This is a genomic window from Ideonella azotifigens (assembly GCF_006519715.1).
Lineage (GTDB): Bacteria > Pseudomonadota > Gammaproteobacteria > Burkholderiales > Burkholderiaceae_C > Ideonella > Ideonella azotifigens.
The window spans coordinates 1-13,446 of the sequence record NZ_VIDT01000082.1 but is presented as its reverse complement, the minus strand read 5'-3'; the positions used below and the strand labels follow the sequence as shown (position 1 = coordinate 13,446).

Annotated in this window: 9 protein-coding genes; 5 read left to right on the top strand and 4 right to left on the bottom strand. The window is 65.9% G+C overall.

Translation table 11 applies throughout. The features are described 5' to 3' along the window. The 4 genes from FKP22_RS07940 to FKP22_RS07925 all read right to left on the bottom strand — a co-directional run. A partial coding sequence (locus FKP22_RS07940; protein ID WP_141286805.1) for a type I polyketide synthase occupies positions 1–2,605 on the bottom strand: 2,605 nt, incomplete at its 3' end. Positions 2,606–2,661: 56 nt separating this feature from the next. Further along, positions 2,662–6,051 carry an ACP S-malonyltransferase gene (gene fabD / locus FKP22_RS07935; RefSeq protein WP_141286804.1) on the bottom strand — a complete coding sequence of 1,130 codons (3,390 nt, stop codon included), beginning with the start codon at positions 6,049–6,051 and terminating at the stop codon, positions 2,662–2,664. Positions 6,052–6,096: 45 nt separating this feature from the next. Continuing rightward, the gene (locus FKP22_RS07930) at positions 6,097–6,321 is read right to left on the bottom strand and encodes an MbtH family NRPS accessory protein (RefSeq protein WP_141286803.1); all 225 of its coding nucleotides are present in this window, start codon (positions 6,319–6,321) and stop codon (positions 6,097–6,099) included. Positions 6,322–6,658: 337 nt separating this feature from the next. Next, positions 6,659–7,486, bottom strand: coding sequence for a 4'-phosphopantetheinyl transferase family protein (locus tag FKP22_RS07925; RefSeq protein ID WP_141286802.1), 828 nt, complete (start codon positions 7,484–7,486; stop codon positions 6,659–6,661). A 77-nt stretch (positions 7,487–7,563) separates the two neighbouring features. On the opposite strand from FKP22_RS07925, the gene FKP22_RS07920 reads away from it, so the two are divergent. The 5 genes from FKP22_RS07920 to FKP22_RS07900 all read left to right on the top strand — a co-directional run. Then, positions 7,564–7,827, top strand: a complete 264-nt coding sequence (locus FKP22_RS07920; protein ID WP_141286801.1) for a ParD-like family protein — start codon at positions 7,564–7,566, stop codon at positions 7,825–7,827. Between the two features lie 70 nt (positions 7,828–7,897). Then, on the top strand, positions 7,898–8,704 hold the full coding sequence (gene map / locus FKP22_RS07915) for a type I methionyl aminopeptidase (protein ID WP_141286800.1): 807 nt from the start codon (positions 7,898–7,900) through the stop codon (positions 8,702–8,704). Between the two features lie 125 nt (positions 8,705–8,829). After that, a complete protein-coding gene (locus tag FKP22_RS07910) occupies positions 8,830–10,455 on the top strand; it encodes a B12-binding domain-containing radical SAM protein (RefSeq protein WP_141286799.1) in 1,626 nt (541 codons plus the stop codon). Positions 10,456–10,459: 4 nt separating this feature from the next. Beyond that, positions 10,460–12,874: a B12-binding domain-containing radical SAM protein gene (locus FKP22_RS07905; protein ID WP_211361336.1), complete on the top strand. Its 2,415-nt coding sequence runs from the start codon at positions 10,460–10,462 to the stop codon at positions 12,872–12,874. Continuing rightward, a partial coding sequence (locus FKP22_RS07900) for a class I SAM-dependent methyltransferase (RefSeq protein ID WP_170200804.1) occupies positions 12,871–13,446 on the top strand: 576 nt, incomplete at its 3' end. The genes FKP22_RS07905 and FKP22_RS07900, both read left to right, overlap by 4 nt.

Genomic DNA, 13,446 nt, shown 5'->3' with positions numbered 1-13,446 from the left:
AGGCGCCCAGCACGTCCAACGCACCCAAGGCGAAGGGCAGCATCGGCGTGGCCTTGTCCAGCCCACCCGCGCCGTCGGCGTGGAAGGCCACCGCCGCCTGCAGCGCCGCGTCGAACACGCTCGGATGGAGCACCTGGGCCTCGCGCCCAGTCCTCACCGAGTCCGGCAGTGTGATGCGCGCCAGCGCCAGGCCCTGGCCGATGAACAGCTCGCTCAGCCCACGGTGGCCAGGTCCGTAGTCCAGGCCCATCCGGCTGAACGCCACGTAGCAGGTCGCAGCGTCCACATGCGATTGCTTGCATTGCGCGCGCAACGCAGCAAGGTCATGCACCACCGCCGCCTCGTTCCCGAGGACCATGACCGCGCCCTGGCTGTACACGGTGGCTTCGTCGACACCGGTGCCATCGCCGTCATAGAGCTCGAAGCTGAATCCTCCCCCGCGCTCGGGAAACAGCGCGAGGTGCAGGTCCTTGGCTTCGGCCACCACCGCGGGCCGCAACCACACAATGTCCTGGAGGCGCAGACGAGCTTGGCCGCTGAATGCCTGATGGGCTGCGAAGCGCGCCATTTCCAGCTGCGCGGCACCCGGCAAGGTGGGCTGGCCCTGCACGACGTGGTCGGCGAGGAAGAACTCCCTGCCAGTGAAACGGCTGCTGAAACGCAGGCCGTGCAGGTTCGAGGTGTTGCGATGCACCAGCGGATGAAGGGTCGCGTGCACAGCCGTTGTCGGCAGGGGCCTGGCGTCCACCCAATGCCGCTGCCTGACGAACGGATAGGTCGGCAGTGCCAACCGGCGACGAGCGCCGCCGCTGTGCAGGCCTGTCCAATCGAACTCGGCCCCTTCGACCCATTGCTTCGCGGCGGCCCGCAAGTCGCCTTCGGCGGTCAGCGCGCTGGCGTGTCCGTCCATCGACGAGGTTTCGCCGCTGAAAACGCCGGGGAATCCGGCACCTTGCGCCAGCCAGCCTTCGAGCCCGCTTTGCAGTGCATCGAAGGATTCGACCACCAGCGCAAGCCGCGCGGCCATCGCCCGCCGCCCGACTTGCAGCGTGTAGGCCAGGTCCGCGATGCCGGCACGCCGCGTCTCCGGCAACGCGATGGCGGCCAGCAACTGGCGCACGCTGTCCTGCAGCACGGCTGTCGTCCTGGCAGACAGCACGATCAGGGCAGGCTGGGCCGGTGCAGGCTTGACCTCCGCGGGCGCCAGATACTCTTCGACCACGACATGGGAGTTGACCCCGCCAAAGCCGAAGGAGCTGATGCCGGCCCGGCGCGGAAGGGTGTGACCTTGTTCGTCGACCAATGCCGGCCACGGGCGCGCGGTGTCGACAATGAAGAACGGGCTGCCGTCCAGCGCAATGCGCGGGTTGAGCTTCTGGAAGTGCACCAGCGGCGGCAGCGCCTGGTGCCGCATGCACAGGATGGTCTTGATCAGGCCCGCGAGCCCGGCCACCGATTCGAGGTGGCCGATGTTGGCCTTGACGCTGCCGATGCCGCAGCTGTGGTCGCGCAGGGCCTCGCCGCGCTCCGCCGCCACGCGGGCGAAAGCCAGCTTCAGCCCTTCGACCTCGATCGGGTCGCCCTTGGGCGTGCCGGTGCCGTGTGCTTCGACATAAGCGATGGTGCCAACCGGCACACCCGCTTCGTGCAGGGCCTCGCCGATCACCCTGGATTGCGCGAGCGAGCCGGGATAGGTCACCGTGCGCGCATGGCCACCGTGGTTCACCGCGCTGCCGCGCAGCACGGCGGCAATGCGGTCGCCGTCGCGAATGGCCTGGGCCAGCGGCTTGACCAGCAGCATGGCGGCACCCTCGCCACGCACATAGCCGTTGGCGCGCTCGTCGAAGCTCTTGCAGCTGCCGTCCGGCGAGAGCATGCCGGTCTTGGAAAACGAGATGAAATGCGTCGGGCTGCAGAGCACGCTGACGCCACCCACCAGGGCCTGATCACATTCACCGCGGCGGATCGCATGCGCCGCCTTGTGCAGCGCCACCAGCGAGCTGGAGCATGCGGTGTCCACCGGCATGCTGACGCCGTGCAGGTTCAGGAAATGCGAGATGCGGTTCGGAATGAGCGCAGCGTGGGTGCCGGTGGAGACATGGCCCTCGATCACATCGAGCGCATGCCGCAGGTGGTCTTCGTAGTCGTAATTGAAGACGCCGACGTACACGCCGGTGCGGCTGCCGCTGAACTGCAGCGGGTCATAACCGGCATCCTCGATGCAAGTCCAGGCTTGCTCCAGCATGAGGCGCTGCTGCGGGTCCATCACCGCCGCTTCGCGCGTCGAGACGCCGAAGAAATCGGCATCGAAACTTTCTACGCCTTCGATGAAGCCGCCCCATTTGCTGATGGACTTGTTCTTCTCCTGCGCGTCGGCCGAATAGAAGGCGTCCCGGTCCCATCGGCCCGCCGGAATCTCGCTGACACTGGACAGACCCTGGCGAAGGTTCTCCCAGAACTGCGCGTAGTTTTCAGCGCCAGGAAACCGGCAGGCCATGCCGATGATGGCGATGTCGCCGACACGACCGTCGTCTGCCCCACGCGCCTGCCCCAAGGGCTTCGAGTGGTCTTCGAAGTCCCCAAACTGCTGATCAACCGTGTTCATCCAAGTCCCTGCGATCTGTCTCTTTCAAGTGCCTGGTCAGCCGGTGCTGACGGCTGTCAAACTTCGACAGGGCATTCCGTGGTTTGTGTCTGAGGCGCTTCGGCCTCAAGCGGTGTGTGATCGATGAAGCGGGTCAGAAAGCCCGCCAGGTGCGCCGCAGCACCCTCCATGACCTTGAGCGCAATGGCATCCACATGGCGCTGGCGCCATGGCTCGAGTTCGGTTCCCTTCACCCACTGATTGAAGGACCCCAATGCCGGACCGGTCTGGATCTGGTAGTTCACGCGGTCGTCGGGCGCGCCGGCCATCGCAATGCGGGTGCAGTAGGCGAAGTACCAGCGGAACACCAGCGCCATCCTGTGTTTCGGATTGGCTTCGGCCTTGGCGATCTCGTGCGCCTGACCAGCAGACCTGAAATAGTTCGCCGTCTCGTGCCAGATCTCGTCGAAGCTCTTCTTGAAGAAGGTGGTCTCCAGCTGGCGACGGGTGCGCTCGGGGATTTCGTCCAGGCTGTTGTAGTGCCGGTAGAGCGAAAGCAGCTTGTTCGCGCGGGCCGGGAAGAACACCGACTTCTTCATGACCTGGACCTGCGCGCCGATCTCGAACATGTCCCCGGCCGGCGCGTATTCGGTGTCCTGGATGTCGATCTCCTGCAGCATGGCCTTGCCCTCGTCGCTCATCCCGGCTTCGACGGTGCACTGGTTGATCGAACCGGTCATGATGAAGTCCGCGCCGAGCAGGAACGCAGCGGCCGCGGCCTCGGGGCCGCCGATGCCACCGGCCAGGCCCATGCAGATCGGCTCGGCATAGGCATGCGTGCGCTGCAGCTCGTCTCGCAGGCGCAGCAGCGGCGGCAGCATCACGGCGGCAATGCCGCCATCGGTATGGCCACCGGAATCGGCTTCGACGCAGATGTCGTGGCTGACCGGCACGCCTTGCGCCAACCTGGCCTGCTGCGGCGTGACCAGGCCTTGCGCGAGCAGCTTCTCCACGATGGCCGCTGGCGGCGGCATCATGAACGCCCTCGCCACTTCCGGGCGCGAGATCTTCGCGACGATGCGGTGGTCGCACACCGTCTCTCCGCGTGCATTGGTGCGAAGCCCCAGCAGCCGGAACCGGACCAGCGCTGGCGTCATCTGCATGAAGGCAGCGGCCTCGACGGTGCGGATGCCGTGCTTCAGGTAAAGGTCGACCACCGCCTCTTCCTGCGCTGGATATTCGTAGTTGGCCAGCAGGTTCATGCCATAGGGCTGGCCCTGCTTCAGCTCGGCCTGGATGCGAACGATGTTCGCATCGATCTTGGCGAGCGAGAGTCCGCCGGCGCCGAAGAAGCTCAGAAAGCCCGCCTTGCCCATGCGGATCACCAACTCGGCAGAGGCCACGCCGCGGTACATCGCCCCGGCCATGTAGGCGAACTTCAGGCCGAAGCGGCGGCGGAACACCTCGCTGCCGAGCGATGTGGCTTCGACCCGGCGTTGCGGGCTGCGCGCGATGGACGGTTGCGGTTCACGAACTGCAGCGGCTTCAGGCTTCGATTCGCGAACCGGCTGGGCGCTCGGGCGCGCATCGAGGATAGGCGTCTCCTTGGCCCTGATGTCCAGCACCATCTTCGTCAGCACGTTCGCACCGATCTCCTGGAACAGGATGTCGCCTCTTCCCATCAGGTAGCGCACCGAATCGACCCATTGCACCGGCGCTGCGATCTGGTCGGCCAGGGTCTGTGCGATGCGGCCGGGGTCGTAGGGTCGCGCCGTGGCATTGGCAATCACCGGGACATGTGGCGCGGTGAACGAAAACTGCTGCAGGAATCCGGCGAACTCGGCCCGGGCGGGGTGCATCAGGCGGGAGTGGAATGCGGCGCCGACATCCAAGGTCACGCAACGCAGGTCCTGCCGCTTGAACAATTCCGCAGCCTGGGCGATCGCGCCTTTCTCGCCCGCGATCACCGTCTGCGTTGGCGAGTTGAAGTTCGCGATGTCAACCTGTTCGAGGCCGTGCCTGTCGAGCAGCGCCCTGAGTTCATTGGCCGGAACCCCGATCACCGCGGCCATCCCGCCTTGCTTGGCGGCGGCCATCAGTTCGCCGCGCCGCTTGACCAGGCGCAGCCCGGTCTCGAACGGGAACACGCCGGCCGCGAGCAAGGCGTTGTATTCACCGAGGCTGTGACCGGCGAAGAAATCAGGCCGAAGGTCGGGCTGCAGCTGTTGTTGCCGGTGGTAATGCAGTGCGTTGACGACAAAGATCGCCGGCTGGGTGAATTGGGTTTGCGACAATTTCCCCTGCGGGTCATTCAGGCACAGCTCGTCGAGCGAATAGCCGAGAATCTCGGACGCGCTGGCAACGATTTCCGGGAAAAGGGGAAACAGCGCCTTGCCCATTCCCCTGAACTGAGAGCCCTGACCGGGGAAGATGACTGCCTTCAACTGGGGTGCGTCCATGATGGGTTCGTCTGGTGTGGGGTTGTCCGGATGGCGCCTCGCCGCGGAGCCGGTGATGTTGGGAGTTCGTCCGGTCGCGGCCAATCCCATGAATCGCCCCAAGTCGCTGCCGAATGGCGCCATCACGTGATGGACAGCGGACTTCGACCCAGTTGGCAATCCGTACTTCAGGAATGTCGCCAGCGTCCCGCCCGGCCCGATATCGATATAACGATGGCAGCCCTGGGATTCAATTTGGTGCAGGGTCTTGTGAAACTGGATGGGCAGGCGCACCGCCGACCAGAAATGATTTGCGGGCAAGGCGCGCAGGAAATCACCGGTGGCGCAACAAACGACGGGGACATTGCCTTGGCGAATCTGGAGCCCGCTCAAGGCCTGCTGGCAAGGCAGCCGGGCAGCCTCGATCCAGCGCGAATGAAAGGCATAGCGGACGGGGAGCCGCTGAAACACCACGCCGTGCTGGCGAAGCTGGCGCTCGACTGCCGCCAGGTTGGCAGCCGGCAACGAGATCACCGAGTGCGTCGCGAAGTTGCGGGCGCCAAGCTCGCAGATCGAGAACAGTTCCGGCGTCAGGCATGCCGCCGGTTCGCCCATGACGGCCACCATGGCGCCAGGCTCGCAATGCGCCTCCACGGCCATCGCCTGGTCGATCACCGCGAGCAGCGCGGCGTCGGGGTCGACATGGCCGGCCACGGCTGCGGCGGCGAAGGTGCCCAGGCTGGCGCCCAGCACGAGGTCCGGCTGCACGCCGGCGGCCATCAGCGCCTTTGCCAACGCGTACTCGACCATGAAGATGGCCGGATGGGTGTGCAGGAGCCGCTCGAACGGCGCCTCTCTGGCATGGCGCTCGTCCAACAACGCCGCCAGTGGCGACTCGCCGCAATGCGCACGCGCCAAGCGGTCGGCGCGTTCCAGCGTGGCGCGAAAACCGGCATGGCGCTCAAAGAGCTCCCGGCCCATTTGAAAATGCTGGGAGCCTTGCCCTGAGAAGAGAAATACGGTTCTCATGCGCGCATGCTGATGCGTGGAGACACCGTGCTGGCGGCGAGCGCCTCAGCTCCGCACTTTCGAAGTCGCGCCTTCAATCAGCGAACTGACTGGACGCGGGTGCATATCGAAGCAGGTTTTGCGAATGAATTCAACGCAGGCATCGCGCGGCCCCTGCACAGCCGCACACCCCCGAGCTTCCGGCTTGGCCTTTTCGAATGGCCAGATCGAATATTGACCGTCACCGTTCACAACCACTTGATAGATTGCTTCTGACGGAATGCCGGACATGAATCACCTTCTGCAAAAGAGAAAATCGGCTCCTTTTGAGAACCGACCCCTGTCTCAATTTTCACCACAAAAATGCTGGGTCAAACCCTGATGGGGCCCAACCTGACAGCCAGGCGACAGCTTCGCGTCGGTAACAAGCAAACAGCCTTCTTACACCACAGCAACGCCTGATCGACTCACTTTAATGTGTTTCGCCCTTGCGAATACAGCACACACGATGCGATTCGAAAGTTACGAATTGATGCAATGCAGCGCCAGTTATTACAGCTTGCGTGGTGAATTTAGGGATTGCCAGGATCGACCAGCATCCGGGACCCAACCGCAACAGGATGACCGCTTATCGCGACACATGCATGACGACGACGCCAGGCACCCACTTTTCCAGTGCCAGGCAGGCGGTCACCCGGTCATCGCCCACCAGCAGGTCGACCAAGCGCAGCGAGGCCGGATCGCCGACAAGCGGTTGCCGCTCCGCGAGCCCCACGTCGATCGCGCACAGGTCGTCGCTCAGGCCCTTGCCGGTCGCCTTCAGCACCGCCTCCTTGCGAGTCCAGCAGCGCTTGAAAAGCGCCGGCTGCTCATCCGGCTCGGCCCGGGCGATGGCCAGGCGTTCGGCCGGATGGGTGGTCCCGGCCAGCAGGTCCCGATGGTCCCCGAGGCGCAGGAAAGCTTCGACGTCGATGCCGACGGACTCGCCCGGACTGACTGCGCAGGCCACCCATTCGGCCGAGTGGGAGAGATTGAAGGCGGGCAACCCGGGCAGGAAAGGTTTGCCGTGAACGCCGAATGAAAAAGCGCAGGGCACCAAAGCGCCCCTGGGTCGAACGAGATGGTGAACCATTGTTCGACCCAGAACGAAGTTCTTGCGATCCCCGGCTTGCCGATAGCGCATGGCGCGCTGCCGATCCGCGTCGGCAAGCACATGTTCGTCGGCGAAATCGCCGGCCTCGTGCAGGATCGCGACGAAGGCGCATCCGCGCCCCAGGGCCTGGTCGCAGACCAGGCGAGCGTCCTGCCACAGCACGGTGCTCGCGACAGTGATGGTTGAGATCCCGAAGCTTGTTGGCCCCGCTTCCGAGTGCTCCCAGCGCGGGTCTGCACCCAGCCCGCCCACCGCGGGGGACAACAAGAAGCCTTGGGCCGGTTCGGCACGCGACGCATTCATGGCGACGGGATTCTGCCGGGATTCGACGCGCTGAGGTAATATATGTTTTGTGTATGAAACGTATAGCGCACACCATCATGGGCATTGTGAAGATTTCAGACCAGATGCATGACAACCTGCGGGCGGCCAGCGAGGCGCTGAGCCGGTCCATCAATGCCCAGGCCGAGCATTGGATGCGGGTCGGCATGCTGGCCGAGCTGAACCCGGCGCTGAGCCATGGCGAGATCTGCCAGTTGATGCTGCAGGCCAGCCAACGTGGCGATGGCGGTTTTGCTTTTGCGCTGCCCGAGGTGAGCGCTGCGAAGAAGCGAGCTGCGAAAGCGGCACGGGTGGCGGCATGAGCGCCGCCCGGCCGCCCGAAGGGGCTCATTCCCGCCTGGTGGGACCGGCCGCAGGCCGCAGGGTGCACCAATGAGCGCCGTGAAGAAACCGGCGCAACTGATCAAGTCGCCAGAAGAGATCGCGATGGCGCGCGCAGCAGGCGCGCTGGCGGCCGAGGTGCTGCAGATGATCGCGCCGCACGTGAAGCCGGGCGTCAGCACCGAGCAGCTGGACCGGCTGTGCCACGACCACATTGTCAAGGTGCAGAAGGCCATTCCTGCGAACGTGGGCTACCACGGCTATCCGAAGACGGTCTGCACCTCGGTCAACCAGGTCGTCTGCCACGGCATTCCGTCCAGCCAGAAGATCCTGAAGAAGGGCGACATCGTCAACATCGACGTGGCGGTGATCAAGGACGGCTGGCACGGCGACACCAGCCGCATGTATTTCGTCGGCGAGCCGGGGCCGATGGCCAGGCGGCTGGTCAACACGACCTACGAAGCGATGCTGGCCGGCATCCGCCAGGTGCGGCCCGGCGCGACGCTGGGCGACGTGGGCCACGCGATCCAGACGGTGGCCCAGCGCGACGGCTTCAGCGTCGTGCGCGAATACTGCGGCCACGGCATCGGCAAGGTCTACCACGACGAACCACAGGTGCTGCACTACGGCAAGCCCGGCCAGGGCCTGCGGCTGGAAGCCGGCATGGTGTTCACCATCGAGCCGATGATCAACGCCGGCCAGGCGGGCACCCGTGAGCTGTCGGACGGCTGGACCGTCGTGACCAAGGACCATTCACTGTCGGCCCAGTGGGAGCACATGGTGGCCGTGACGCCCGAGGGCTTCGAAGTGCTGACGCCCTGGCCGGAGGGCACGGGCAGCTACCCGGCAATCAATTGACCCGTGGCGCGCAGGCCCGGCGAAGCTCGTAGCAAGTAGAAACAAGGAAATTTCAAAGCCCATTCAACCCTGACGGCGCCTTGCGGTACTCACCGCACAGCAGCCAGAAGAGAGGATGGGCAACGATGAATGTTTCGCGCGAGCCAGCGGCCGTGCCTGTGCGCTTTCCGGTGAGCCGCCGAGGTTCGTCGGTGGCCGTCGGCGAGGCGGGCGCCACTGCCGGTCCAGCTCGACGGCCGAAGCCCGGCATCCTGCTGTTCAACCCGTGGGCCACGCGCACCGGCCGCGTGCCCAACAGCCTGCTGCACATCGCAGCAGCGCTGGGCGACAGCTGCGACATCGAATTGGTCGACGGCAACCTGGAGGCCGACCCCTGGGCCGTGATCGAGCCGCTGCTGGCCTCCGGCAGGTTCGGCTTCTTCGGCTGCACGGTGATGCCCGGGCCACAACTGCGCCAGGCGGTGCCGGTCACGCGCCAGGTTCGCGCGAACTTTCCGCGGCTGGTCACGATCTGGGGCGGCTACTTTCCCTCCAACCATCCGCAGGCCGTGCTGCAGTCGGGCTGCGTGGACTATGTCGTGCAGTCGGCCGGCGAAGGCTCGCTGCCCGCCTTGCTGGCGGCACTGTGCGAAGGCCGCTCGCCTGAACTGATCCCCGGGCTGATCTTCCTGCGCAATGGCGAAGTGGTGCGCACCGGCAAGGCACCACTGCCGGACCTGGACCTTCAGCCCGCCTTGCCGCTGGACCTGCTGGCGCGGCGCCACCCGATCCGGCGCTACCTGCCCCGCACCTTCCTCGGCCGCCGCACCCACGCGATGCACACCAGCATGGGCTGTCCGTTCATGTGCGCCTTCTGCGCCGTGGTGCCGCTCTACCAGGGGCGCTGGGTGGCGCGCTCGGCCGAGCTGGTGGCCCAGGACGTGCTGCAGATGCGCGACGCGCACGGCGTGGACGCGATCGAATTCACCGACAACAACTTCTTCGTTTCAGAAAAACGGGTGAGGGCCTTTGCCGAACGTTTGCGCGGGCAAGGCGTGGCCTGGTGGGGCGAGGGCCGCATCGACACCTTGGACCATTTCAGCGACCAGACCCTGGCACTGATGCGCGAGGCCGGCTGCCGCATGATCTTCTTCGGCGCCGAGAGTGGCGACGACGAAGTGCTGGCCATGGTGGACAAGGGCGGCCGCCAGTCCGGCGCGCAGATCCTGCGCTTCGCCGCACGCCTGCTGTCCTTCGGCATCACCCCCGAGTATTCGTTCGTGCTGGGCTTTCCCAGGCCCACCGAAGCCGAAGTCTGGGCGCAGATCCACCGCGACATCGGCTTCATCCGGCAGCTGAAGCAGCAGAGCCCGGCGACCGAAGTCATTCTCTACATCTACAGCCCGGTACCCACCGAGGGCACTGCGCTGCAGCAGCGCAGCCAGGCCGCGGGGTTCCGCTTCCCGAACACGCTGGAAGACTGGGTCAGCCCGGCGTGGGAATCCTTCGACCTGCACCGCAATCCGCTGACACCATGGCTCACGCCGGCGATGGTGCGGCACATCCACGACTTCGAGACGGTGATGAATGCGCGCTACCCGACGCGCACGGATTTCAGCCTCGGCGACTGGGGGCGGCGAATGATGCAGGCGGCCTCGCTGCCGCGCTATTGGAGCGGCATCTATCGGCGGCCGCTGGAGTTGAAGGTGCTGCAGCGCCTGCGCCGCTATACGCGTCCTGAAGTGGAGGGCTTCTATGCTGAAAGCAACTGAACCCGTGACGGCTCAGATGCCGGCACTGGATGTGGCCCAACAAGCGGTATTGAGGGCGCTGGCGTACCGGCAGGTGTTCGACTGCCCCCTGTCGGCCGACGAGGTCTGGCAATTCCTGGACGCGCCGGGCGTATCGCTCCGAGAAGTGAAAACCGCCCTGCAGCGATTGCAAACCGCTGGCCTGGTGGCCGGCCGTGACGACTTGTTCTGGATTGCAGAGATGGAGGATCCGATCGAACGCTGGATCGCCAAGCGTGATCGTGCCGATGCCCAGATGCCGCAGGCGCTGCAGGTCGGCCATGGCCTGATGCGCTTGCCCTTCGTGGATGGCGTGGCGATTTCCGGCTCCTTGTCCAAGCGCTCGCAAGCAGAGGATGGCGACTTCGACTTCCTGATCATCACGCGCCGACGCCGGCTGTGGCTGGTCTACGTGATGTTGCGCCTCTACCGCGACAATTTGCCGAATCCACACATGCTGTGCTCGAACTACGTACTTGCCAGCCACAAGCTGGCGCTGGAGCAGCGGGATGCCTTTACCGCGATGGAATTGGCCACCTTGCTGCCAGTCGCCGGCCGGGACCAGCTGATGCAGATGCGGCAACTCAATGCCTGGGTGGACGGGTACCTGCCGAATCGGCCGCCTCTCTCGGAATTTTCCGAGCCCGTACCGGACCGAATGCGCGGGCTGTGCGAGGCAGCCCTGGCGGGGCCATTTGGCAGTTGGCTGGACTGGTGTGCCTGGAAGCTGATTCACACCCGGCACCGCCGCACCATTCCGCATTTGCGGTCCCTGACGGCGCGACGCAGCCTGCAGTTGGACCGCGATGTCGCCAAGCTTCACAACTCAGAGTGGAAGTACCGCATCCTCGAGCGATACCAGTCGAACCTGGACCGACTGGAGGGTCTGACCGGAGCAACGATTTCGCGCGGTGCTGCAGAAGACACGGTGCTGGTGGCTTCTGCCTACCACTACCGCCTCGACCCCAAGCAGTGGCAGGCCGGCAAGCCCTATCCGCCGCTCGGGACCCTGTACGCCGCCGGCCTGGTCCGCAGCCTGGGTTTCCAGACGCAGGTGTTCGACGCAGGCCTGGCGGAAAGCGAGCTGGCTTTCCTGCGCCAGTTGGAGCGACAGCGGCCGGCCTTCGTGGTTCTGCAGGAAGACGGTTTCAACTATCTGACCAAGATGTGCCTGGACCGCATGCGGGATGCGGCCTTGCAGATGGTCCGGCTGGCCCGTGCCTTCGGCGCACGCATCCTGGTCTGCAGTTCGGACGCGACGGATTTCCCCGAGCCTTACCTGCGCGCTGGCGCCACGGCAGTGGTACGGGGCGAAAGCGAGGCCACGTTGGCCGAGGTGTTGCAAGCCTGGCGAGACGAGCAGCCCTGGACCGAGATTCCAGGTCTGGTTCACCTGGTGGAGGATCGCCTGGTGAGGTCCGCGCAACGCGCGCCCATCACCGACCTGGACCAACTGCCCCCGCCCGCCTGGGACCTGGTGGACCTGGCGCCTTACCGCGAGGTCTGGCAGCGCCGGCACGGCCACTTTTCGTTGAACATCGCCACCACGCGCGGCTGCCCGTATGCGTGCAACTGGTGCGCCAAGCCGCTGCACGGCAAGCGCTACACCGTGCGCTCGCCCGAGCAGGTCGTGGACGAGCTGGCCCTGCTGGTGCAGCAACATGGCGCCCAGCACTTCTGGGTCACCGACGACCTGTTCGGGCTGAAGCCCGGCTGGGTGCAGCGCTTCGCCGCACTGGTGCAGGCGCGCGGCCTGAAGCTGCGCTACACCATCCAGACCCGGGCCGACCTGCTGCTGCGCGACGCCGACGATCTGCAGGCCATGGCCTCTTCGGGCCTGGAGACGGCCTGGATCGGCGCCGAAAGCGGTTCGCAGCGCATCCTGGACGCGATGGACAAGGGCATCACGCGGGCGCAGATCGACGGCGCGGTGCAGGCGCTGAAGCAGCACGGCGTGAAGCCGGCGCTGTTCCTGCAGTTCGGCTACCTGGGCGAGACGGCCGAGGACATCCGGCTCACGCACCGGATGGTGGACGAACTGCAGCCCGACCAGATCGGCATCTCGGTGTCCTATCCGCTGCCCGGCACCGTGTTCCACGAACGCGTGAAGGCGCAGATGGGCAAGAAGACGCACTGGCTGCACAGCAACGACCTGGACCTGATGTTCCCCGGCAACTTCTCGCCGGCGTTCTACCGGCACCTGCATGCCTACACCTCGCGGCGCTTCCAGGTCATGCGCTGCTGGTCGGTGCTGTGTGGGCGACTGCCCGCATCCCGCCGCGGTGGCCGGCTTCGCGAACTGGCCTCGCTGCTGCGTGCCATGCCGGCACTGCTGCGCGCTCGCCTCGGCCTGTGGCGCGAACAGCGCCAGTCAGCCACTGCACCGATGGTGGCGACGTGAACACCGCCGCGTTCGACGCGGTCGCGCGGGACTACGACCGCGACTTCACCCACAGCCTGGTGGGTGCGGCCCAGCGCCGCACCGTCTGGGATGTGCTGGACAACCGCCTGCGCCAGACGGGTCGCCCATGTTCGGTGCTCGAACTGAACTGCGGCACCGGCGAAGACGCCCTGCACATGGCCCGCGCCGGCCACCGTGTGGTGGCCACCGACGTCTCGCATGCAATGCTGCAGGTGGCCCGCGACAAGCTGGCCCGGGCCGGCCTCGGTGGCGCTGCGCAGACGCGGCCGCTGGACCTGCAGGCCCTGGCGTCCGGCCATGTGACCGCGCAGGAACTGGGCGGCCCGTTCGACCTGGTGTTCTCCAACTTCGGCGGCCTGAACTGCCTGTCGCCCTCGGCACTGCAGGCCCTGGCCGCACCGCTGGCATCCTGCCTGGCGCCCGAGGGGCAGATCATCGCCGTGGTGATGCCGCGCCTGTGTCTCTGGGAAAGCGCTTGGGCCCTGCTTCAGCTGCGGCCACGCCTGGCGGCCCGGCGCTGGCGAGGCGGACCCGTGCTGGCCCAGCTAAGC

What these genes read in the sequence shown, in the direction of transcription:
- FKP22_RS07930 (WP_141286803.1), bottom strand. Translation starts at nt 6,321, where the DNA reads ATGTCCGGCATTCCGTCAGAAGCAATCTATCAAGTGGTTGTGAACGGT.
- fabD (WP_141286804.1), bottom strand. Translation starts at nt 6,051, where the DNA reads ATGAGAACCGTATTTCTCTTCTCAGGGCAAGGCTCCCAGCATTTTCAA.
- FKP22_RS07925 (WP_141286802.1), bottom strand. Translation starts at nt 7,486, where the DNA reads ATGAATGCGTCGCGTGCCGAACCGGCCCAAGGCTTCTTGTTGTCCCCC.
- FKP22_RS07920 (WP_141286801.1), top strand. Translation starts at nt 7,564, where the DNA reads ATGGGCATTGTGAAGATTTCAGACCAGATGCATGACAACCTGCGGGCG.
- map (WP_141286800.1), top strand. Translation starts at nt 7,898, where the DNA reads ATGAGCGCCGTGAAGAAACCGGCGCAACTGATCAAGTCGCCAGAAGAG.
- FKP22_RS07910 (WP_141286799.1), top strand. Translation starts at nt 8,830, where the DNA reads ATGAATGTTTCGCGCGAGCCAGCGGCCGTGCCTGTGCGCTTTCCGGTG.